This is a genomic window from Natronorubrum texcoconense (genome assembly GCF_900100335.1).
Taxonomy (GTDB): domain Archaea; phylum Halobacteriota; class Halobacteria; order Halobacteriales; family Natrialbaceae; genus Natronorubrum; species Natronorubrum texcoconense.
Genome location: NZ_FNFE01000001.1, coordinates 1190708 through 1210829, shown reverse-complemented (window position 1 = coordinate 1210829; position 20122 = coordinate 1190708). Strand labels below are relative to the sequence as shown.

Annotated in this window: 27 protein-coding genes; 24 read left to right on the top strand and 3 right to left on the bottom strand. The window is 62.9% G+C overall.

Going from position 1 to position 20122, the window contains the following annotated elements; translation table 11 throughout:
• From BLT08_RS05785 to secY, 21 genes are read left to right on the top strand one after another with little or no spacing between them, the layout of a single operon-like run.
• On the top strand, positions 1-723 hold the full coding sequence (locus BLT08_RS05785; RefSeq protein ID WP_090303792.1) for a 50S ribosomal protein L2: 723 nt from the start codon (positions 1-3) through the stop codon (positions 721-723).
• Positions 720-1142 (top strand): 30S ribosomal protein S19, encoded by a 423-nt coding sequence (locus BLT08_RS05780; RefSeq protein ID WP_006088300.1) that lies wholly within the window; start codon positions 720-722, stop codon positions 1140-1142. Before BLT08_RS05785 ends, BLT08_RS05780 begins: the two co-directional genes overlap by 4 nt.
• 7 nt (positions 1143-1149) lie before the next feature.
• Entirely contained in the window at positions 1150-1629 is a 480-nt protein-coding gene (locus tag BLT08_RS05775) for a 50S ribosomal protein L22 (RefSeq protein ID WP_090303791.1), read from the top strand.
• Positions 1629-2600 (top strand): 30S ribosomal protein S3, encoded by a 972-nt coding sequence (locus tag BLT08_RS05770; protein ID WP_090303790.1) that lies wholly within the window; start codon positions 1629-1631, stop codon positions 2598-2600. Before BLT08_RS05775 ends, BLT08_RS05770 begins: the two co-directional genes overlap by 1 nt.
• Positions 2600-2812: a 50S ribosomal protein L29 gene (gene rpmC / locus BLT08_RS05765; RefSeq protein WP_090303789.1), complete on the top strand. Its 213-nt coding sequence runs from the start codon at positions 2600-2602 to the stop codon at positions 2810-2812. The genes BLT08_RS05770 and rpmC overlap by 1 nt, the downstream gene beginning before the upstream one ends.
• A gap of 7 nt (positions 2813-2819) precedes the next feature.
• A complete protein-coding gene (locus tag BLT08_RS05760; RefSeq protein WP_090303788.1) occupies positions 2820-3266 on the top strand; it encodes a ribonuclease P protein component 1 in 447 nt (148 codons plus the stop codon).
• Positions 3257-3703, top strand: a complete 447-nt coding sequence (locus BLT08_RS05755) for a 30S ribosomal protein S17 (RefSeq protein WP_090303787.1) — start codon at positions 3257-3259, stop codon at positions 3701-3703. The genes BLT08_RS05760 and BLT08_RS05755 overlap by 10 nt, the downstream gene beginning before the upstream one ends.
• On the top strand, positions 3703-4101 hold the full coding sequence (locus tag BLT08_RS05750; protein ID WP_090303786.1) for a 50S ribosomal protein L14: 399 nt from the start codon (positions 3703-3705) through the stop codon (positions 4099-4101). Before BLT08_RS05755 ends, BLT08_RS05750 begins: the two co-directional genes overlap by 1 nt.
• Positions 4102-4105: 4 nt before the next feature.
• Complete coding sequence (gene rplX, locus BLT08_RS05745) at positions 4106-4462, top strand: 50S ribosomal protein L24 (RefSeq protein WP_090303785.1); 357 nt, start codon at positions 4106-4108, stop codon at positions 4460-4462.
• The gene (locus BLT08_RS05740; RefSeq protein ID WP_090303784.1) at positions 4459-5160 is read left to right on the top strand and encodes a 30S ribosomal protein S4e; all 702 of its coding nucleotides are present in this window, start codon (positions 4459-4461) and stop codon (positions 5158-5160) included. The genes rplX and BLT08_RS05740 overlap by 4 nt, the downstream gene beginning before the upstream one ends.
• Entirely contained in the window at positions 5157-5696 is a 540-nt protein-coding gene (locus BLT08_RS05735; protein WP_090303783.1) for a 50S ribosomal protein L5, read from the top strand. Before BLT08_RS05740 ends, BLT08_RS05735 begins: the two co-directional genes overlap by 4 nt.
• Positions 5689-5877, top strand: a complete 189-nt coding sequence (locus BLT08_RS05730) for a 30S ribosomal protein S14 (RefSeq protein WP_006088310.1) — start codon at positions 5689-5691, stop codon at positions 5875-5877. Before BLT08_RS05735 ends, BLT08_RS05730 begins: the two co-directional genes overlap by 8 nt.
• A gap of 1 nt (position 5878) precedes the next feature.
• Positions 5879-6271, top strand: a complete 393-nt coding sequence (locus tag BLT08_RS05725; RefSeq protein WP_090303782.1) for a 30S ribosomal protein S8 — start codon at positions 5879-5881, stop codon at positions 6269-6271.
• Positions 6272-6273: 2 nt separating this feature from the next.
• Positions 6274-6762: a 50S ribosomal protein L6 gene (locus BLT08_RS05720; protein WP_090303781.1), complete on the top strand. Its 489-nt coding sequence runs from the start codon at positions 6274-6276 to the stop codon at positions 6760-6762.
• 48 nt (positions 6763-6810) lie between these two features.
• Positions 6811-7551, top strand: a complete 741-nt coding sequence (locus tag BLT08_RS05715) for a 50S ribosomal protein L32e (RefSeq protein WP_090303780.1) — start codon at positions 6811-6813, stop codon at positions 7549-7551.
• Positions 7544-7993 (top strand): 50S ribosomal protein L19e, encoded by a 450-nt coding sequence (locus BLT08_RS05710; RefSeq protein ID WP_090303779.1) that lies wholly within the window; start codon positions 7544-7546, stop codon positions 7991-7993. Before BLT08_RS05715 ends, BLT08_RS05710 begins: the two co-directional genes overlap by 8 nt.
• On the top strand, positions 7993-8541 hold the full coding sequence (locus tag BLT08_RS05705) for a 50S ribosomal protein L18 (protein ID WP_090303778.1): 549 nt from the start codon (positions 7993-7995) through the stop codon (positions 8539-8541). Before BLT08_RS05710 ends, BLT08_RS05705 begins: the two co-directional genes overlap by 1 nt.
• Entirely contained in the window at positions 8538-9191 is a 654-nt protein-coding gene (locus BLT08_RS05700; RefSeq protein WP_090303777.1) for a 30S ribosomal protein S5, read from the top strand. Before BLT08_RS05705 ends, BLT08_RS05700 begins: the two co-directional genes overlap by 4 nt.
• The gene (locus BLT08_RS05695; RefSeq protein ID WP_090303776.1) at positions 9188-9655 is read left to right on the top strand and encodes a 50S ribosomal protein L30; all 468 of its coding nucleotides are present in this window, start codon (positions 9188-9190) and stop codon (positions 9653-9655) included. Before BLT08_RS05700 ends, BLT08_RS05695 begins: the two co-directional genes overlap by 4 nt.
• Before the next feature lie 2 nt (positions 9656-9657).
• Positions 9658-10161, top strand: coding sequence for an uL15m family ribosomal protein (locus BLT08_RS05690; RefSeq protein WP_090303775.1), 504 nt, complete (start codon positions 9658-9660; stop codon positions 10159-10161).
• A gap of 3 nt (positions 10162-10164) precedes the next feature.
• Positions 10165-11625 carry a preprotein translocase subunit SecY gene (secY, locus tag BLT08_RS05685; RefSeq protein ID WP_090303774.1) on the top strand — a complete coding sequence of 487 codons (1461 nt, stop codon included), beginning with the start codon at positions 10165-10167 and terminating at the stop codon, positions 11623-11625.
• A gap of 586 nt (positions 11626-12211) precedes the next feature.
• On the opposite strand, the gene BLT08_RS05675 is transcribed toward secY, so the two are convergent.
• Positions 12212-12478, bottom strand: a complete 267-nt coding sequence (locus tag BLT08_RS05675; RefSeq protein ID WP_090303772.1) for a cytochrome C oxidase subunit IV family protein — start codon at positions 12476-12478, stop codon at positions 12212-12214.
• A 167-nt stretch (positions 12479-12645) separates the two neighbouring features.
• Between BLT08_RS05675 and BLT08_RS05670 the strand changes: the two genes are divergently transcribed.
• The 3 genes from BLT08_RS05670 to BLT08_RS05660 are packed head-to-tail and all read left to right on the top strand — an operon-like array spanning position 12646 to position 16065.
• Positions 12646-14049, top strand: coding sequence for a hypothetical protein (locus BLT08_RS05670; RefSeq protein ID WP_090303771.1), 1404 nt, complete (start codon positions 12646-12648; stop codon positions 14047-14049).
• 57 nt (positions 14050-14106) lie between these two features.
• Positions 14107-14304, top strand: coding sequence for a hypothetical protein (locus BLT08_RS05665; protein ID WP_090303770.1), 198 nt, complete (start codon positions 14107-14109; stop codon positions 14302-14304).
• A 57-nt stretch (positions 14305-14361) separates the two neighbouring features.
• Positions 14362-16065 (top strand): S8 family serine peptidase, encoded by a 1704-nt coding sequence (locus BLT08_RS05660; RefSeq protein WP_090303769.1) that lies wholly within the window; start codon positions 14362-14364, stop codon positions 16063-16065.
• 362 nt (positions 16066-16427) lie between these two features.
• Here BLT08_RS05660 and BLT08_RS05655 read toward each other — a convergent pair whose 3' ends face one another.
• Together BLT08_RS05655 and coxB are read right to left on the bottom strand one after the other, a co-directional pair.
• The gene (locus tag BLT08_RS05655) at positions 16428-18905 is read right to left on the bottom strand and encodes a cbb3-type cytochrome c oxidase subunit I (protein ID WP_090303768.1); all 2478 of its coding nucleotides are present in this window, start codon (positions 18903-18905) and stop codon (positions 16428-16430) included.
• Positions 18902-19921: a cytochrome c oxidase subunit II gene (coxB, locus tag BLT08_RS05650; RefSeq protein WP_090303767.1), complete on the bottom strand. Its 1020-nt coding sequence runs from the start codon at positions 19919-19921 to the stop codon at positions 18902-18904. Before coxB ends, BLT08_RS05655 begins: the two co-directional genes overlap by 4 nt.
• Positions 19922-20122 lie beyond the last annotated feature (201 nt).

Genomic DNA, 20122 nt, shown 5'->3' with positions numbered 1-20122 from the left:
ATGGGACGACGTATTCAGGGACAACGACGCGGTCGCGGTGGCCCGACGTTCCGTGCCCCGTCACACCGCTACAAGGCGAAACTCGACCACAAGAAGCAGGAGGACGACGACCTCGTCCGCGGAACGGTCGTGGATATCGAACACGACCCGGCGCGATCCGCGCCGATCGCCGCCGTCGAGTTCGACGACGGCGACCAGCGGCTCATCCTCGCCCCCGAAGGCATCGCCGTCGGCGAGGAGATTCAGGTCGGCGTCTCCGCGGAGATCAAGCCGGGTAACACGCTCCCGCTCGCGGAGATCCCCGAAGGGATTCCGGTCTGTAACGTCGAGGCGAACCAGGGCGACGGCGGTCGATTCGCCCGGGCCTCCGGCGTCAACGCGGACCTGATCACCCACGACCGCAACGCTGCGGTCGTCCAGCTTCCCAGCGGCGAGGTCAAGCGCCTCGATCCGCAGTGCCGTGCCACCGTCGGCGTCGTCGCCGGCGGCGGTCGAACGGAGAAGCCGTTCGTCAAGGCCGGGAACAAGTATCACAAGATGAAGGCACGGGGGACGAAATACCCCCGCGTCCGTGGTGTCGCGATGAACGCCGTCGACCACCCGTTCGGTGGCGGTGGCCGACAGCACCCGGGCAAACCCAAGTCCGTCTCGCGGGATGCCCCGCCGGGACGGAAAGTTGGTGACATTTCCTCGCGCCGTACCGGCCGAGGTGGAAACAAATGAGTCAGGAGTACCGAACCGGCCGCGAAGGTGAGTTCACCTACCGCGGTCACACGCTCGAGGAGTTGCAGGATCTGGACATCGACGAAGTCGCAGAACTGCTGCCCGCTCGAAAGCGGCGAAGTATCGAACGCGGCCTCTCCGTCGAGAAGCAGAAGCTGCTCGAGAAGGCCCGCGAGAAAGAAGAAGAGGAGACGGCGAACGCGCCGATCCGAACGCACCTGCGGGATATGCCGATCCTGCCGGAGTTCGTTGGCCTGACCTTCGAGGTCTACAACGGACAGTCGTTCGAGCGCGTCCGCGTCGAGCCCGAGATGATCGGACACTATCTCGGCGAGTTCCAGCTGACCCGCAACTCCGTCGAACACGGACAGGCAGGGATCGGTGCGACTCGCTCCTCGAAGTTCGTCCCACTGAAGTGATCATCGCATGGGAATCAACTACTCAGTCGACGCCGACCCGGACAAGACCGCGAAAGCGATGCTTCGGGAGCGTCACATGAGCCACAAGCACAGCAAGGAGGTCGCTCGCGAACTGAAGGGCCGAACCGTCGCGAACGCGCAGGCGTTCCTTCAGGACGTCATCGACGAAGAGCAGTCCGTTCCGTTCAAGTCCCACAACACCGGTGCGGGTCACCGCTCCGACATCGACGGCTGGGACGCAGGAAAGTACCCCGAGAAGGTCTCGGGCGAGTTCCTCGACCTGCTCGAGAACGTCGCGGCGAACGCTGACCACCAGGGCTTCGACGGCGAATCGATGGAGATCGTCCACATCGCCGCCCACAAGGTCGGCGAATCGGTCGGTCGCAAGCCCCGCGCGATGGGGCGTGCCTCGGCCTGGAACACGCCGGAGGTCGACGTCGAGATCGTCGTCGAAGAAGTCGACGAAGAAACGGAGGACGATAACTAATGGCTGACGAACATCAATTCATCGAAAACGGCCTTCAGCGGTCCCAGATCGACGAGTTCTTCCAGGAAGAGCTCGGCCGCGCAGGCTACGGTGGCATGGACGTCGCCAAGACGCCGATGGGAACCCAGATCGTCCTCAAGGCCGAAAAGCCCGGGATGGTCATCGGCAAAGGTGGCGAGAACATCCGGAAGGTCACGACGGCGCTCGAGGAGAAGTTCAACCTCGAGGACCCACAGATCGACGTCCAAGAGGTCGACGAACCCGACCTCAACGCACGGATCGTCGCGGACCGACTGGCCAACGCACTCGAGCGTGGCTGGTACTTCCGGAAGGCCGGTCACACGACGATCGACCGCATCATGGACGCCGGCGCGCTCGGCGCCGAGATCGTCCTCTCCGGAAAGGTCACCGGTGCCCGCTCGCGCGTCGAGAAGTTCAACCGCGGCTACATCAAGCACAACGGCGAACCCGCCGAAGAGGTCGTCGACCACGGCCAGGGCGTCGCAGTGATGAAACTCGGTACCATCGGGGTCGACGTCAAGATCATCCCGCCGGGAGCCGAACTGCCCGACGACTTCGGTGTCCACGAAGATATGGACCCCGCAGAGGTCGTTCCCGACGCCGTCGAGGCCAACAAGGCCGCAGGTGTGGAGGAGCTGCTCGAGGGCGAACCCGAGGAGGCCGAGGCCGCCGACGACGGCGCCGAAGCCCCTGCCGAGGATGCCGTCGAGCCCGAGCCAGAACTCGAGGAAGAGGACGTCGAGGAGGTCATCGAAGCGGAAGTCGAGACCGACGAAGAAGAAGTCGACATCCCCGACGAGTCCCCGATCGAGGACGATCTCGACGAACTCGAGGAAGACGTCGAAGCCGAGGCCGAGGAACTCGTCGCGGAGATGGACGAGGAGGACGCCGACGCCGACGAAGCGGCTGCCGAGGACGCGGACGACGCAGACGAGGGAGGTGACGCCTGATGGCGATCCTCCACGTCGCAGAGGTTCGCGACATGACCCCTGCGGAACGCGCAGAGGAACTCGAGGAACTCGAGACGGAGCTGCTGAACCAGAAGTCCGTCCTCGCCGCCGGTGGTGCCCCGGAGAACCCGGGCCGCATCGGCGAACTGAGCCGGACGATCGCTCGGGTCAAGACGATCCAGCGAGAAGAAGGCGACCTGGACGACGAGTAATATAACAATGGCACTGACACCCGAGACTCTCCCCCGACACGAACTCAACGGGCTTCCCGTCCGCGTCGTCGAGAGCGACGACGCCTCGCGGGTTGGCCTCGAGGGACGCGTCGTCATCGAGACGACGAACACCCTTTCGATAGAAGTTCGGGACAATGGCGAGTCTCAGGTGTTGATGGTGCCGAAGTCGGGCTCGACGTTCGAGTTCGCGATCACAGATGAAGCCGCCGGGGACGAGAAGTCCTCGGGGACTGCGTCCAAACTGGCCGATACTCAACCCGACCCGTCCGAAGAATCGGACGAGTCGGACGGAGCCGGCGGCGATGCCGCCGGCTGTGCTCGTGCCAGCGGGCACGCCGGCGAGGGCGTAGCCTACGTTACGGTCGATGGATCGCGGCTGCTCTCACGACCCGCCCGACGCACGGAAACGAATGGTGACTCACCATGGCAATAGGACTAGACGTTGAAACCCCTCCGGAACCCGAAAACCCGGAGGAATACGACTACGAGACGTGTCCGTTCTACGGCGAGCTTCCCGTTCGAGGACAGATCCTCGAAGGGCAGGTCGTCTCGACGGACATGGATAAGACCGTAGTCGTCGAGCGAGAGTACGACGTGACGGTTCCGAAGTACGACCGTCAAATGAAACGTCGCTCGCGCGTTCCGGCACACGTGCCGGGCGTGCTCGAGCCACTCTCGGTCGGTGACACGGTCAAGATCGCAGAGACCCGACCACTGTCGAAGACGAAATCGCACGTGGTCGTCGAAGTAACCGAAGAAGCGACGGCAGAGGACGTCGCTGAACTCACCGGCGAAGCGGAGCCGGACCCACAGCTCTCGGCCGAAGACCTCAGCGCCGAGAGCGACGAAACTGATGAGGGTGATGAGTGATGGAGGCGATGAAAGCCGACGTCACGCAGGGACTCAAGAAGGGGTCGCTGGTCACGTGTGCCGACAACACCGGCGCACGCGAACTCAAAGTCATCAGCGTCGCGGGCTACCACGGCACCAAGAACCGCCAGCCGAAGGCGGGAATCGGTGACAAAGTGACCGTCTCGGTCACCAAGGGTACCCCCGAGATGCGCCGTCAGGTCCTCGAGGCCGTCGTCGTCCGCCAGCGGCAATCGATCCGCCGGCCCGACGGCACGCGCCTGAAGTTCGAGGACAACGCGGCCGTCATCATCGACGAGAACGAAGAGCCCCGCGGTACGGAGATCAAGGGCCCGATCGCCCGCGAAGTCGCAGAGCGCTTCGGAGCGATCGCCTCTACCGCAACGATGATCGTATAGAACTATGAGCGAACAACCAACCAAACAGCGAAACGAAACTGCGCGTGCACCGCTGCACAAGCGAGGATCGCAGCTCCACGCGACGCTGTCCGACGACCTCCGCGAGGAGTACGGCACCCGTCGAACCCGCGTCAACGCGGGGGACACGGTCGAGGTCATGCGCGGCGACGACGCCGGCGAATCCGGCGAAGTCCTCCGCGCGATCCTCGAGGACGGCAAGATACACGTCGAGGGCGTGACGGTCGAGACGGCAGACGGCGAAGAAGTGCCGCGGCCACTCGCCCCCTCGAACGTCCGTCTCACGGACCTCAATCTCGAGGACGAGCGTCGTGAAGCACGCCTCGAAGGTGATAGCGAATGACGAAACACCAGAAACGACTGTCAGTACCGAAGTCCTGGCCGGTCGAGCGCAAGACTGAGACCTTCACGGTCAAAGCCGGCGCTGGACCGCACGGGGAGGACGGCGTGCCGCTCGTCGTCTTGCTGCGGGACGTACTCGGCTACGTCGACTCCAAGAAAGAAGCACGATACGCCCTCTCCGAGGATGCGATCCTCGTCAACGGGGAACCGATCAACGACGAACAGCGCCCGATCGGCATGTTCGACATCGTTGCGTTCCCCGGCCGAGAGGAGTACTACCGCGTCTTCCCCGACGAAGGCGGTCGGCTCGCGCTGACCGAAATCGACGAGGACGCCGCCGGAAGCCGCCTCGGAAAGATCGAGGGCAAACAGCAGGTTCCCGGTGGACAGACGCAGCTGACCCTCCACGATGGCACGAACGTCATCGTCGACGACGAGGCCGAGTACAACTCGGATGACTCGATCGTCGTCGACAACGAGGACAAGTCCATCGTCGCCCACTTCCCGTTCGAAGAGGGTGCGCTCGTGACGGCCGTCCGTGGCAACCACGGCGGCAAGATCGGCGAGATCGACGCGATCGATATTACGCCGGGCAGCGGCCCGAACACGATCGGTGTCGACACCGAGGACGGCGGCTTCGAAACGATTCAGGAGTACGTCGTCGTCATCGACGAGAACTTCACGGGTGATGACGAATGAGCGAGGCTGAAGCCGGCGAGTTCCACGAGATGCGCGAACCCCGCGTCGAGAAAGTCGTCGTCCACATGGGCGTCGGCCGCGGTGGCCGCGAACTCGGGAAAGCCGAAGACATCATCGAGGCGGTCACGAACCAGCAGAGCGTTCGTACCCAGGCGAAAAAGACCGAACCCGACTTCGGTATCCGCCAGGGCGACCCGATCGGCACGAAGGTCACCCTCCGCGGCGAGGACGCCTACGACTTCCTCGAGACGTCCCTGCCGCTCTCGGAGCTCTCCGCGAAGCAGTTCGACGACACCGGCAACTTCAGCTTCGGTGTCGAGGAACACACGGAGTTCCCGAGCCAGGAGTACGACCCGAACGTCGGTATCTACGGCATGGACGTGACGGTCAATCTGGTCCGACCGGGCTACCGCGTGGCCAAGCGCGACAAGGCCAACCGGTCGATTCCGTCGAACCACCGACTCACCCCCGAGGACGCCATCGCGTTCCTCGAGGCGAACTTCGACGTGAACGTCGAGGAGGCAGACGATGAGTGAAACTGAAACTGACGTAGAACGCGAGCAAACGGGCGAACACGCCGCAAAGCGCACGGGGCAGGAAGCGGCCTGCCAGCGCTGTGGCCGTAAACAGGGGCTCGTCGGCAAGTACGACATCAACCTCTGTCGCCAGTGTTTCCGCGAAATCGCTCGTGATATGGGATTCAAGAAGTATCGATAACATGACCGGAAACGATCCACTCAGTAACGCGCTCTCGGGAATCGACAACGCCGAGAGTGTGGGACATCTGTCCCACGAGGTAACGCCCGCCTCGAACGAGATCGGCAGCGTGCTCGAGGTCTTCTACGACCGCGGGTACATCGACGGCTTCGAGTACGTCGACGACGGTAAAGCCGGTCAGTTCGAGGTCGAATTGAAAGGAGCGATCAACCAGTGTGGCCCCGTCAAGCCCCGCTACGCCGCAGGTGCCGAGGACTTCGAGAAGTGGGAGAAGCGCTATCTCCCCGCTCGAGATTTCGGTGCGCTCGTCGTGACGACGAGCAGCGGTATCATGAGCCATTACGAGGCTCGTGAGCAGGGGATCGGCGGCCAGGTGATCGCATACGTCTACTAACCATGCGAGTCGAACTGGAAATTCCCGAAAACGTATCCGTCGAGATCGACCACCTCGACGTGACCGTCGACGGTCCAGAGGGCAACGTCACGCGACGTCTCTGGTACCCCGACGTGTCCGTCGAACTCGAAGACGACACTGTAGCGATCGAAAGCGACAACGAGGACGCGAAAACGAACGCGACCGTTGGCACCTTCGAGAGCCACATCCGCAACGCCTTCCACGGCGTGACCGAGGGCTGGGAGTACAAGATGGAAGTCTTCTACTCTCACTTCCCGATGCAGGTCCGCGTGGAGGGTGACGACGTCGTCATCGAGAACTTCCTCGGCGAAAAGGCACCGCGACGTACGACTATCCACGGTGAGACCGACGTCTCCGTCGACGACGAACGGCTCGTCCTCTCCGGTCCGAACAAGGAGGACGTCGGCCAGACGGCGGCAGACATCGAACAGTTGACACGCGTCAACGACAAGGACACCCGCGTCTTCTAGGACGGGGTCTACATCACCGAGAAACCCGTCAAAGGAGGTGCCTGATAGATGGCAGACGAAGAACCCGAAGACAACTCGGCCGAAGACGAGCCCCAGGAGCTCGAAGACATCAGCGGCGTCGGTGCGAGCAAGGCAGAGGCCCTGCGCGACGCCGGATTCGACTCCATCGAGGACGTCAAAGAGGCAGACCAGGACGACCTGGCCGAAGCCGAAGGTATCGGGAACGCACTCGCGGCCCGTATCAAAGCCGACGTCGGCGACCTCGAGGTCTCAGAAGAGACCGACGCCGAGATCGAAGACGAAGGCGCCGACGAGGAGGCCGACGTGGCAGACGACGTCGAAACCGAACTGCAGCCCCGCGGGCTGACCGAGAAGACGCCCGAACTCTCCGACGACGAGGAGCGACTCCTCGGTCGCCGGCAGAGCGAAGGAAAGCCGCAGTTCAACCGACAGGACTACCACAAGAAAAAGCGGACGCCGGAGTCCTGGCGCCGCCCGCGCGGGCAGCTGTCGAAACAACGCCGCGGTGTCAAAGGCAAGGGCCCCAAGGTCCAGGCCGGCTACCGCACCCCCGAAGCCGTGCGAGGGAAACACCCCAGTGGCTTCGACGAGGTCTACGTCGAGAACACGAACGACCTCGAGGGTGTCGACGGCTCTCGCGAAGCGGTCCGCATCGCCTCCTCGGTCGGCGCGCGCAAGCGCGAACGGATCGAAGAGGAAGCAGAGGAACAGGGCGTTCGCGTCCTGAACCCGACCTACGAAGAAGTCGAGGTGGAATCAAATGACTGATCTCTCCGCACAGAAGCGACTCGCAGCCGACGTCTTGGACGTCGGTCAGAACCGCGTCTGGCTCGATCCCGACGCCCAGTCGGAGATCGCCGAAGCGATCACCCGCGACGAGATCCGCGACCTCGTCGACGAAGGTCGCATTCAGGCCGACGACGCCTCCGGCAACTCTCGAGGCCGTGCCCGTGAGCGCAACAAGAAGCGCGCGTACGGACACCAGAAAGGCCCGGGCAAGCGCCGCGGCAAGAAGGGCGCACGCCAGAACGAGAAAGAAGAGTGGCAGAACAAGATTCGCGCACAGCGACGGAAGCTGCGTGAACTCCGCGATTCGGGCGAGCTGACGCCCACGCAGTACCGACAGCTCTACAAGAAGGCTGGCGGTGGGGAGTTCCGGAGCGTCCAGTACCTGTTGAACTACATCGACGAAACCTACGGTGACCAATAATGGCGACAGGACCACGATATAAGGTACCGATGCGGCGTCGCCGTGAGGTCCGGACGGACTACCACCAGAGGTTGCGCCTGCTGAAATCGGGAAAGCCCCGCCTCGTCGCTCGCAAGAGCAACAAGCACACTACGGCGCAGCTGATCACTCCCGGACCTCAGGGAGACGAGACGCTCGCAAGCGCACACTCCAGCGACCTAGAGGAGTACGGCTGGGAAGCCCCGACAAGCAACATCTCCGCGGCGTATCTGACCGGACTGCTGGCCGGCAAACGAGCCGTCGACGCCGGTCTCGAGGAAGCGGTCCTCGACATCGGTCTCAACACGGCCACGCCCGGGAACAAGGTGTTCGCAGTGCAGGAAGGGGCCATCGACGCCGGTCTCGAGATTCCGCACAACGATAGCGTGCTCGCAGACTGGTCGCGTACCCGCGGCGAACACATCGCCGAGTACGCCGAACAGCTCGACGAGCCGCTGTACAGCGGGGAGTTCGACGCAGCGGATCTCCCAGATCACTTCGACGAAGTACGAGAGGCGATTCTCGAATGAGCAACTACAACGACAGCGGATGGGAACCCGTCACCCGTCTCGGTCGGAAGGTCCAAGAGGGCGAGATCGACGATATGGCGACCGCCCTCGCCTCGGGACTCCCGCTGAAGGAGCCCGAGATCGTCGACCAGCTCCTCCCCGGACTGGACGACGAAGTGCTGGACATCAACATGGTCCAGCGGATGACCGACTCCGGACGCCGCGTGAAGTTCCGGTGTGTCGTCGCGGTCGGTAACCGCGACGGCTACGTCGGCTACGCGGAAGGCCGAGACGATCAGGTCGGCTCCGCCATCCAGAAGGCGATCGGTATCGCGAAGCTGAACATCATCCAGGTGCCACGCGGCTCCGGTTCCTGGGAGGACCGTTCGGATCGGCCACACTCGCTGACCCGTCGGACGACCGGCAAAGCCGGCTCCGTCGAGGTCGAAGTCATTCCCGCGCCCGAAGGGCTCGGACTGGCCGCGAGCGACACCGTCCGTCACGTCCTCGAACTGGCCGGCATCGAAAACGCCTGGACTAAGAGTCACGGCAACACCCGAACGACCGTCAACCTCGCGAAGGCGACGTTCAACGCACTCGAGAACGCATCGCAGTCGCGCCAGCCCCAGCAGCGGGGTCGACAGGACGAAGCCGAGGTGGCTGACCAATGAAAGCGATCGTTCAGGTCCGCGGTGAGGTAAATCGTAAGGGCGATATCCAGGACACCCTGGAGATGCTCAACATTCACAGCGTCAACCACTGCACGCTCGTCCCCGAGACCGACGCCTATCAGGGCATGATCTCGAAGGTCAACGATTACGTCGCTGTCGGCGAACCGGATGCCGACGTCCTCGAGACGCTGCTCGCGAAGCGAGCGGAGCCCCTCGAGGGCAAACAGGCAGACGTCGACGAGGAGTGGCTCGGTGAGCACACCGACTTCGACGACTTCGGTGGACTCGCCGAGGCACTGCTCGCAGAGGAGACGACGCTGCGCGAGCAGGGTCTGTCGCCGACGCTTCGACTGCACCCACCACGAGGCGGCCACGACGGCATCAAGAAGCCGACTGTCGAAGGCGGCCAACTCGGAAAGCATACAACAGCGCAGATTAACGACCTGCTAGAATCGATGCGATAACCATGACGAGTAAAAAACGACGCCAGCGCGGATCGCGCACCCACAGCGGCGGCACCCACAAGAACCGACGCGGTGCGGGCCATCGCGGTGGCCGCGGCCGTGCTGGACGTAGCAAACACGAGTTCCACAACTACGAACCGAAGGGCAAACACGGCTTCAAGCGACCGCAGAACATCCGCGACGAGGTCGCGGAGATCGACGTCCAGAAACTCGACGAGGACGCGATCCTGTACGTCGCCGACGATCTCGCAGATGAAACCGACGACGGCTACGCGATCGACGCTCGCGACGTCGTCGAAGACGGACACGAGGTCGACAAGGTGAAGGTTCTCGGCTCGGGACAGGTTCGAAACTCCCTCGAGATTACGGCAGACGATTTCTCCGAATCCGCCGAGGAGAAACTCGAAGCTGCCGGCGGCGAGGCCGTGCTCACGGAACGAGCACAGCAGGCCGCGGAAGCCGAAGCTGAGGCCGAAGAAGCCGACGACGAACAGAACGAGGACTAACATATGGGATGGAAGGAAGCCGCTGAACCGGTCTTGACGCGGATGCCTGCAGTCCGCCGTCCGGAGGGACACGTTCCCTTCAAGCGCAAGCTGGCGTGGACTGCGGGGATCCTCGTGTTGTACTTCTTCCTGACGAACATCGCCTTGCTCGGGTTGCAGGGCGGAGAGGCGACCGACATCTTCGGCGAGTTCCGTTCGGTGCTCGCCGGCGAGATGGGGTCGCTGATGCAGGTCGGTATCGGACCGATCGTCACCGCCAGCATCGTCTTACAGCTGCTCGGTGGTGCCAACCTGCTCGGTCTCGACACGGACGATCCGCGGGACCAGGTGCTCTACCAGGGGCTGCAGAAACTGCTCGTCATCATCATGACGGCGCTGACTGCGCTCCCGATGGTGTTCGCCGGCGGCTTCCTGCCAGCCCAGCAGTCACTGGCTCTCGGCGGTCTCGAGTTCGGACAGACCGAAATCCAGGTGCTGATGTTCACCCAGATCTTCATTGGCGGGATCCTCATCCTGTACATGGACGAGGTCGTCAGTAAGTGGGGGATCGGCAGCGGGATCGGGCTGTTCATCATCGCCAGCGTGAGCCAGCGACTCGTCACCGGGTTCATCCAGCCCAGCGCCGACGGGTTCTTCTACGACTGGTACCGGATCCTCACCGGTCAGATCGAGACCGGTTCGCTCGTCTCCGGCGACGGACTCTACACGCTCTTGCTCGGCGAGGGCCAGATCGTCGCCTTACTGACGACGCTGCTGATCTTCAGTATCGTCGTCTACGCGGAGTCCGTGCGGGTCGAGATCCCGCTCAGTCACGCCCGCGTCAAGGGTGCTCGCGGACGCTTCCCGGTGAAGCTCATCTATGCGAGCGTCCTGCCGATGATCCTCGTTCGCGCGCTGCAGGCGAACATTCAGTTCATGGGCCAGATCCTGAACAGTCAGTGGGCCGGGATGCCCGCGTGGCTGGGTAACTACTCCGGTGAAGAACCCGTCAGCGGGTTCTTCTACTACACCGCGCCGATCTACTCGCCACAGGACTGGATGTGGTGGACCGGTGCCGTCACGCAGGACGCGTGGATGGTGTTGATCCGTATCTCCGTCGACCTGACGTTCATGGTCATCGGCGGGGCGATCTTCGCCATCTTCTGGGTCGAGACCACCAACATGGGTCCCGAGGCGACCGCGCGCCAGATCCAGAACTCCGGGATGCAGATCCCCGGCTTCCGACAGAACGTCGGCGTCATCGAGAAGGTCATGGAGCGATACATCCCGCAAGTGACCGTCATTGGCGGTGCACTCGTCGGCCTGCTGGCCGTCTGGGCGAACATGCTCGGAACGGTTGGTGGTGTGACGGGAACCGGGCTGCTGCTGGCAGTCTCCATCACGTACAAGCTGTACGAGGAGATCGCCGAGGAGCAGATGATGGAGATGCACCCGATGATGCGCCAGATGTTCGGCCGCGAATAACCGGCGCACGTCTCGATCCACGGTTTTTCTTTGCGGTTCTCCCGTTCGCTTCTCACACCAGTGACAGCGACGCGTCTCGACGACGAACGCCGCTCGCAAGCGCATGGCCCGCGCTCGTGTTGTCGCACACAGTACGCAAGAGCGAAGCAGTCCCTATCGCGAGACCTTCGGAGACGACGAGCGCGTCGGACGCGTCAACGCCGAATCGAGCCGGCTCGAGTCACGTATCGAATCGTTCTCCGCGCTCCCCGCGTTCGTGCGGTCACCGGTCGCTCGTCACTCATCGTTCGCCTCTGATCAACGGTGGCCGGCCGGCAGCGAGTGCTCAGCGGCTACTGCGACCCACCACTCGAGCACAACTCGAACGAGGACACAGAAAATTCGGCCGCAGTCGGCCGTCTACGCGGTCCGTTCGATAGCGGTCGGTAACAGCCCGGATCAAGCGCGCGCTGATCGACTCGAGACGTCGGACCAACGCTTTCGGTAACTGTCGAGCGGAGCGTGACGAACCGCTCTTCGCAAGTCGGACGTGAGAGAAGAGACGAGTGGATGACGTCGCTCGGAAAGAACGGCGAGTTCGTGACCGTTACTGGATGGAGTAGCCCGCTGCGACCGTCAGCAGGAACACCATGAACACGGCAACGAGCATCATGTAGGTGATCGAGCGCGGTTCGTCTCGGAGGTGCTGGTAGTAGCCGGCGATCAACAGCGACTTGACGACCGCGAGGATAATCGTCCCGATAATCGCCATCTGCTCCGAGAATATCTGGTCGAGCTCGAAGAACAGGAACTTGCCCGTTCCGAGCGCTAACAGTACGACGTATATGAGAGTGTATGTCCGAACGTCAGCCATTGGTGTACAATCCGGATGACGGCCACTTATACCTTCCTCATACGATCGGTCACGGCCGTTCGCCGACGGGCCGTCCCGCTCCGCAACGCGTGCTTTTGGCGAACATCTTCGGTAGGCTCGTCGTCCGAAACGACACGTAAATAGAACCACGGGCTAACGCTCGAGCAATGGGTAGACGTTGGGTACTCCTCCGACGGGCCGGACTCGCGGGCGCGTTCGTGCTCGTCGCGCTCGCCGTCGGCGCTGGCATCGTCGCAGCGAGCAACGTCGCCGTCGGACTCTCGGAGCAAAGCGGCGAGACGACGGTCCCGACGTGGCTGTATCTCGCGACGGGTGGCGGCGTCGTCGGCGCGTCGGCGCTGATGACGATGTTGGTAACCGATCGCGACGTCATCGCCAGCTTCCACGACGATACGGTTGCGTTCCCTACGACACGTCTTCAGACGGCGGGCTCGCTGTTGCTCGGAACGCTCGGCATCGCTGCGCTGGTGTTCATCGTCGTCGTCGGCCTCGTCGGCCCCCAGCTCGGCAACTTCAGCGCCGCCGTCCTGTTGACGTTCGTCGGTGGCCGTGCGCTGTTGACGATCGTCGCGTACACGATCGGCAGTCCGTGGCACGCGCTCAACCCCTGGCGTCGGATCGCCGTCTCCCTCCCGAACGGCTACGCCACCTACCCCGCGTGGCTCGACTCCTGGCCCGCCGTGGGCACGCTCCTCGCGCTCATCTGGCTCGAGTTACTCGTGCCGTTGAGCAGTTCGGCGCGCGCGCTCGTCGCCGTGGTTCTCGCGTACTCCGCGCTCACGATCGGCTGTGCCGTCGTCTTCTCCCCCGAGACGTGGTTCCGGAGGGGAGATCCGATCTCCGTCTGGTTCCGACTCTACGGGGCGGTCGCACCCATCCAGCGAACCGACGACGGGCTCGAGGTTCGCTATCCCGGCTCGAGGCTCAGCGACGACGACGTGGTCACCGACGTCTCGCTGGTCGCGTTCGTCCTCGTGCTCGTCTGGGAGCTGATTTACAGCGGCTTCATCGTCACCGTACCGGGCGTTCGAACCGTCGAACTGTTCGTTGCTCTCGGGATCCCACCCCAGATCGTCTATCTGGGGCTGTTGCTGGCCGGCTTTGCCCTCTTCTGGACGGTGTACTGGCTCGCCGCCGCCAGGACGCGCGAGCGTGCTGGGACGCACCTCTCGCAGCGGTATCTCGCCCTCCGGTTCGCACCGCCGCTGCTCGCCATCGCGGCCGGCTATCACTTCGCCCACTACATCGGGTTCTCGATCTCGCTGTGGCCGTCGCTCGTCGATACGATGGTCGCCCCGCTGAATCCGCCCGAGAACCCGACCCAGTACGTGCTGACGTCGTGGTTCGGCTACGTCGAGATCGCCGGAATCCTCGTCGGCCATCTCCTCGCCGTCTGGATCTCTCACACCGTCTCGTTCGAACTGTTCCCTGAGAAGCTGCAAGCGATCCGGAGCCAGTACCCCTTCATCGTCGTCATGATTCTTTTTACCATAGTGAGTCTGTATCTCGTCTCGGCGCCCGCTATGGAACCGGTCTACGTACCTGGCTGAACCGTCCCGGTCCGACAGACGGTCGCCAGTCGCAGCGATCGGACACCGAAATACACAGTGTCGGACCCACCAAGCCACGATCACCTCTGTATCACCCACTTCGACAAACTCACCGCGGACGAACGAGCGGCGTTCGAGGACGAGCGTGGCGGTGAGGAGTACGAACTCTTCACGTCCCACCTCAAAGCGGCCGTCACCGTCTCTCCGGCCTCCTTCGTGTTTCCCTCCGTCTACGCGCTCGTCCGGGCCGGCTGAACGGACCAGTTCAGTCTCCAGAATATCTTTATCCCATGACTACCCAGTTGGCGTATCATGGCGGCACACCGTGCGGCTCCGACTGCCGGGGCCGTTCGTCTTCTCACCGTTACACTCGTCTGTCTGTTGGTGACGACGGCGCTGCTCACGCCCGCGCTCGCTGCGTCCAGTGGATTCGAACCGACCACCGCTGCCGACGGCGGAACAGGGATGGTTCAGGGTCAAACGACGGCCGGCTCCGCGAACGGCACGATCCACACCGACGTCGAGGACTCCATCGAATCGGCTACCGGAACGATCGAGGTCGTGCTTCGACTCGAGGAAGCGACCATCCCCGCGGACGCGACCGAGACGGAGGCCGAACGACTCCTCGAGGACCACGCCGCGGAGACACAGGAGTCGCTTCTCGAGCACGTCGCCGACACGCCCGGCGTCAGCGTCGAATCGGAGTTCTGGCTGACCAACGCCGTCCTCCTCGAGGTCGACGCCGACCGGATCGACCTCGAGACGCTCGAGCTCCTCGCGGCCGCCGACCCCGTCGAAGCGGTCCACGAAAACTTCGAGCTCTCCGTTCCCGAGGAGCCGACGGTCGACGGGACGAATAGTACGGCAGAGATGCCGGTCGATGGCGACGAAACCAGTGCTACGACTCGGTTGACGACACCGGGTATCGCACAACTGAACGCGCCGGCGGTCTGGGACTCGTACGACACCCGCGGTGACGGCGTCAGGGTTGCCGTTCTCGACACCGGCGTCGACGCCGATCATCCCTCGATCGATCTCCACACGGAAGATCCGTCGGATCCGACGTACCCGGGCGGCTGGGCGGAGTTCGACGCGGCGGGCGAGCGCGTCGAGGGGTCGACGCCGCACGACTCCGGCACTCACGGCACGCACGTCAGCGGGACGGTCGCAGGCAACGCCGCGAGCGGGGCGCAGATCGGCGTCGCACCGGACGCGGAGTTGCTCCACGGACTCGTCCTACACGAGACTAGCGGTTCGTTCGCACAGATCATCGCCGGCATGGAGTGGGCGCTCGAGGAGGACGCGGACGTGATCAGTATGAGTCTCGGGTCGACGGGCACACAGAGCGCACTGATCGATCCGGTGCAAAACGCCGTCGATAGCGGTGCCGTCGTCGTCGCAGCGATCGGCAACGACGGCGAGGAGACCTCAAACTCGCCCGGAAACGTCTACGAGGCCATCAGCGTCGGCGCCGTTCACGCGGACGGGACCGTCGCTTCCTTCTCCGGCGGCGAAACGATCGATCGAAGCGACTGGACTCACGAGCAAGCGTCGTGGCCGTCGTCGTACGTCGTCCCCGACGTGGTGGCACACGGTGTCGCCGTCTTCAGCGCGGTCCCCGGCGGCGGCTATCAGCCCATGCCGGGCACCTCGATGGCGACCCCACACGTCTCGGGAACGATCGCGCTGATGTTGTCGGCCGAACCCGATGCGACGGCCGAGGAGATCTCGACGGCACTCTACGGGACGACCTGGAAACCCGACGGCGCGGACGCGGACACGATGGACACGCGCTACGGGCACGGCATCGTCGACGCCAAGGCTGCTACCGACGCACTCGTCGACACTCGAGAGGCGATCGATACCGGTTCCGCGGACGGCGCGACCGAAACGGAATCGAAGACGACGGCACCGTACAGCCAACTATTCGCCGCTGGAGTCTCGGTCATCGTGGTGCTCGTCGCTGCCGTCACACTGCTTGCAGCGCGCTCGGTCTCTCGAGAGACCGAGCACTGAAATGACGGGAACATCTCGGCCGCGCACGCGGCTCGGCCCACCGTTTCTTGGGGACAGGAGATGGGTTCTCAGCGACTTTTCCGAACGTCGTGTGTCCTAACAGCCGCTCCGATAGGCGAGCGTACGATCCGTGATCGGTCGCCATGCTCCCGGCTGAGTCACAGGTAGTTCAGACGATGCGGAGATCGCCACTCGGCGACGCGTGAGCGACTCGTAGCGTAGCTACGGTGGGTAGCTGACCGGGACTGTTCGTGGGGCAGCGGTTTCCAGGCGGATCCGACTCGTCGTGGCGATTGGCTATCGCTCGAGGCCAACTGCGGTTCCAAAAAAACGGCGCTCGAATTCCGTGTAGCGGATGGCCGCTACATCAGGTAGAACAGCGGGAACAGGAAGACCCACACGATGTCGACGAAGTGCCAGTAGAGTCCGAAGAACTCGACCGGCCGGTGGTCCTCGAGGTAGGCGTCGACGCTGATGATCCGGTAGATCATGAAGATGGCGATGAGCAATCCGAGGATCACGTGCAGGGCGTGCAACCCCGTCGTGACGAAGTAGATGGAGTGCTCGATGCTGGTCCACCAGTACTCGCCGATCGCGAACTTGTAGTTGTACTCGTAGGCCTTGACGGCCATGAACGTCAGCCCAAGGAGGAGCGTCGCGCCCATGGCGCCGAGCAGCCCCTTCTTGTTCTGACGCTCTGCGAAGACGAGCGCCATGATGACCGTGAAACTCGAGGTGAGCAACACGTAGGTGTTGAGCAGGCCGGGCCAGGAGGCGAACGGAATCGTCTCCCAGTTACCCCAGCCCATGTGCAGGCGCATGAAGATGAACGCGCCGATCGCGGCACCGAAGACGACAACGTCGGACGCCAGGAAGATCCAGACGCCGAGTTTCGTGTTGCCGACACCCTCGAACGGCCAGCGCTCGGCGATGGCCATCTCGGGGGCGTTGAACTCCTCGACGCCGAACTTGAACAGCGTGTACGCGAGGATCACCAGTCCGACCACCGTGATGATCGGGTACATGATGTCCGGCTCTTCGACCGCGTGGCTGACGCCCTCGAGTCCGCGCTCCGAGGCGAAATCGATCATGTACGGCGTCATGCCGGTCAGGCCGAGGAAGAATACGAAGGTCCCGAACCCGATGCCGAGCGGCCAGATGCTGGCGTGGTCGGCGTGTTCTTCTTCGTGATCTGCGTCGACTGCGGTCGCTTCACCGTGGCCGGTGGCGACGCCGCCGTCGGTAGCCGCCTTCGAGTCGTCGACGAACTCGAGTCGGCCGCTGGCGTAGCTCGGCCGGCCGCTCCAGTTCTCGAGCGGCGGGGGCGAGGGGATCGCCCACTCGGCGGTGCGGGAGAACTCCCACGGGTTGTCAGGTGCGTCCGGACCCGAAACCCAGCTCTTCGCGAACGTGTAGAACATGATCAGGAACGACGCGCCGAGGACGAACGCCCCGACGGTCGCCATCTGATGGTAGATCTCCATGCCCTCACTGAAGTTGAAGACGCGCCGCGGCGTCTCCCAGGCGAGGAACATCGGGAAGTACAGCAGGTTGAACCCGATGAAGTAGACCGCGAAGTTGAGCTTGCCGAGCGTCTCGGAGTACATCTTTCCAGAGAGCTTCGGCCACCAGTAGTAGAGCCCGGCGATCAGCGCCGTCACGCCGGAGACCATCACGTAGTGGAAGTGTGCGACAACCCAGTAGGTGCCGCGGAACTCGTAGTCCAGTACGACGGCGCCGAGGAAGACCCCGGTGATGCCGCCGAGGATGAACAACACGAGCGCCCCGAGGCTGAACAGGAACGGCGTCGTGAATCGAACGCGTCCCTTGACCATCGTGTAGATCAGCGCGAAGACCATCAGGTCGAACGGCAGCGAGATCCCGATGGTCGTCGCCATCATCAGCGTCTTGATCTCGAGGTTGATGGTCGTCAGGAACATGTGGTGCATCCAGACCAGGAAGGACTGGACAGCCACGAGCACCATCGAGATGATGACCCACTTCCGACCGACGAGTCGCCGACCACAGAAGGTCTGGAACGTCTCGAACATGATCCCCAGCGCGGGGAAGAAGACGATGTACACCTCCGGGTGGCCGAAGAACCAGAACAGGTGCGCCCACAGCAGGCCCGAACCCTGATCGGTCGCGAAGTACTGTGTGAGGAACAGCCGGTCGATCGACAGCAACAGCAGTGCGGCGAGCAGCGCGGCGAACGCGAACAGCATCATCCAGACGGTCAGCAGCCACGACCACGTGAACATCGGCATGTTCCAGAGGCCGAGGCCCTCTGCGCGCGAACGGTGAATCGTCGTGAGGAAGTTCACCGTCCCGAGCGTGATCGAGAAGACGAACAGCATCAGTGCGAGAACTGTCGCGTTACTGCCAGTCGTCGCCTCCATCGCAGGGGTGTACGTCGGCACGTTCAGTGGTGCGTACATCGTCCAGCCGCCTGCGAACGTTCCTTGCTGGAAGAACGAGATGATGATGAGAAGGCCCGAGAACAGGTAGAACCAGTAGCTCAGGGCGTTCAGTCGCGGGAACGCGAGGTCCTTCGCACCGATCTGCAGCGGCACGAAGTAGTTCGCGAATCCGGACGCAATCGGGGACAGGAACCAGAAGACCATCAACAGCCCGTGAGCGGAGACGGCCTGGTTGAATTCGTTCCCCGTCAGCAGCCCCGTACCACCGGCTTCCCAGAGGTGGGCACGGAATATCAGTGCGAGCACGCCGCCGAGCAGAAGGAAGAACAGCGACGTTGCAAGATACAGGATCCCGACGTCCTTGTGGTTCGTCGTAACGAGCCAGCGCTTGACGGACGTCATTGGCGGAAGGTCACTCATTCGTCGTCACCTCCATTTTCGTCGTCATCGTCCGCTTCTTCGTCGTTCTCTTCGTCCTCGTCGTTGTCATCGTCCTCCTCGTCTTCGTCTTCCTCACCGAGCGTGTAGGTCTCGCTCGACGGACTGGTAATGGAGAGTTCGTCCTCGATCGTCTCGAACTCCTCCTCTTCGAACTCGATGACCAGATCGTACTCGCCACCCTGTTCGATGTCCTCGATGGAGATCGTGTCGTTATCGAAGTCCTCCTCGGTGTAGGAGTAGGCGAGGTCCTCATCGAACTCGTCGTTCTCCTGGTGGACGAGTTCGAGCGTGAGCGGACCGGTGTCGTTGATCGGCTCGCCCTCAGGGTCTTCGAAGCTGATATCGAGGTGGAACCGCTCGTCGAGCCACTGATCGAACTCGTCTTGCTCGAGGACCTGGACGGTCCCGTCCATCTGCGTGTGCTGGTCACCGCAGAGTTCGAAGCACTCGATTTCGTGTTCCGCACCGGCGTCCTCGGCGATGAACCACGTTTCGTCGTGTTCACCAGGGATCGCGTCCGCTTTCACGCGGAGATCCGTGATCCCGAACGTATGCCAGACGTCGCCGGCAGTCACCTGAATTGCGACCGGATGATCAGCGGGAACGGTCATCGTTCCGCTCTCCTGGGCACCATTTTCGTACTCGAAGTGCCAAGCGAAGCCGTTGCCGACGACCTCGATATCGATCGGTTCCTCCTCGAAGTCGTCTTCCGGGTCCTCGACGTACAACAGCATTCCGTACGTCCAGATAACCAGCGAGATAACGATAATCGCGCTGATACCGAACGATAGGAACAGTTTCTTTCCACCCTCTCCGCCTGTCGGTAACTCCCCGAGCGTGGGCAGCGAATCGTCGGCTTTCGCGTCGTCAGTGTCGCGATACTTGTACGCGTTGTACAAGGTGTACGCGACGACGACAACACCGACGAGCGTTCCGAGTGCGAGAAACACCTGAAAGATGCTCTCGAACACGTCTACGCGCGTCTGCACCTGCATCGGAGTCGTAAGTGCGCTGAAGATTGTATTCACCTCGTTTGTATACCGCTTATATGTCGGACGATGATGGCCGGGGGCACTTATCTATTTGGAAACGACCCGATCGAATCGGTCTCGTCGTCCACTGCTACCGCGGATATTGCTGTTCCGACGCGGTGACCCTTGCCACTATTTCTCAGTCCCTCAACATCCGCTTTGGGG

Bases quoted from the DNA above. Each gene is read 5' to 3' on its own strand.
- BLT08_RS05785 (WP_090303792.1), top strand. From the start codon at position 1: ATGGGACGACGTATTCAGGGACAACGACGCGGTCGCGGTGGCCCGACG.
- BLT08_RS05780 (WP_006088300.1), top strand. From the start codon at position 720: ATGAGTCAGGAGTACCGAACCGGCCGCGAAGGTGAGTTCACCTACCGC.
- BLT08_RS05775 (WP_090303791.1), top strand. From the start codon at position 1,150: ATGGGAATCAACTACTCAGTCGACGCCGACCCGGACAAGACCGCGAAA.
- BLT08_RS05770 (WP_090303790.1), top strand. From the start codon at position 1,629: ATGGCTGACGAACATCAATTCATCGAAAACGGCCTTCAGCGGTCCCAG.
- rpmC (WP_090303789.1), top strand. From the start codon at position 2,600: ATGGCGATCCTCCACGTCGCAGAGGTTCGCGACATGACCCCTGCGGAA.
- BLT08_RS05760 (WP_090303788.1), top strand. From the start codon at position 2,820: ATGGCACTGACACCCGAGACTCTCCCCCGACACGAACTCAACGGGCTT.
- BLT08_RS05755 (WP_090303787.1), top strand. From the start codon at position 3,257: ATGGCAATAGGACTAGACGTTGAAACCCCTCCGGAACCCGAAAACCCG.
- BLT08_RS05750 (WP_090303786.1), top strand. From the start codon at position 3,703: ATGGAGGCGATGAAAGCCGACGTCACGCAGGGACTCAAGAAGGGGTCG.
- rplX (WP_090303785.1), top strand. From the start codon at position 4,106: ATGAGCGAACAACCAACCAAACAGCGAAACGAAACTGCGCGTGCACCG.
- BLT08_RS05740 (WP_090303784.1), top strand. From the start codon at position 4,459: ATGACGAAACACCAGAAACGACTGTCAGTACCGAAGTCCTGGCCGGTC.
- BLT08_RS05735 (WP_090303783.1), top strand. From the start codon at position 5,157: ATGAGCGAGGCTGAAGCCGGCGAGTTCCACGAGATGCGCGAACCCCGC.
- BLT08_RS05730 (WP_006088310.1), top strand. From the start codon at position 5,689: ATGAGTGAAACTGAAACTGACGTAGAACGCGAGCAAACGGGCGAACAC.
- BLT08_RS05725 (WP_090303782.1), top strand. From the start codon at position 5,879: ATGACCGGAAACGATCCACTCAGTAACGCGCTCTCGGGAATCGACAAC.
- BLT08_RS05720 (WP_090303781.1), top strand. From the start codon at position 6,274: ATGCGAGTCGAACTGGAAATTCCCGAAAACGTATCCGTCGAGATCGAC.
- BLT08_RS05715 (WP_090303780.1), top strand. From the start codon at position 6,811: ATGGCAGACGAAGAACCCGAAGACAACTCGGCCGAAGACGAGCCCCAG.
- BLT08_RS05710 (WP_090303779.1), top strand. From the start codon at position 7,544: ATGACTGATCTCTCCGCACAGAAGCGACTCGCAGCCGACGTCTTGGAC.
- BLT08_RS05705 (WP_090303778.1), top strand. From the start codon at position 7,993: ATGGCGACAGGACCACGATATAAGGTACCGATGCGGCGTCGCCGTGAG.
- BLT08_RS05700 (WP_090303777.1), top strand. From the start codon at position 8,538: ATGAGCAACTACAACGACAGCGGATGGGAACCCGTCACCCGTCTCGGT.
- BLT08_RS05695 (WP_090303776.1), top strand. From the start codon at position 9,188: ATGAAAGCGATCGTTCAGGTCCGCGGTGAGGTAAATCGTAAGGGCGAT.
- BLT08_RS05690 (WP_090303775.1), top strand. From the start codon at position 9,658: ATGACGAGTAAAAAACGACGCCAGCGCGGATCGCGCACCCACAGCGGC.
- secY (WP_090303774.1), top strand. From the start codon at position 10,165: ATGGGATGGAAGGAAGCCGCTGAACCGGTCTTGACGCGGATGCCTGCA.
- BLT08_RS05675 (WP_090303772.1), bottom strand. From the start codon at position 12,478: ATGGCTGACGTTCGGACATACACTCTCATATACGTCGTACTGTTAGCG.
- BLT08_RS05670 (WP_090303771.1), top strand. From the start codon at position 12,646: ATGGGTAGACGTTGGGTACTCCTCCGACGGGCCGGACTCGCGGGCGCG.
- BLT08_RS05660 (WP_090303769.1), top strand. From the start codon at position 14,362: ATGGCGGCACACCGTGCGGCTCCGACTGCCGGGGCCGTTCGTCTTCTC.
- BLT08_RS05655 (WP_090303768.1), bottom strand. From the start codon at position 18,905: ATGAGTGACCTTCCGCCAATGACGTCCGTCAAGCGCTGGCTCGTTACG.
- coxB (WP_090303767.1), bottom strand. From the start codon at position 19,921: ATGCAGGTGCAGACGCGCGTAGACGTGTTCGAGAGCATCTTTCAGGTG.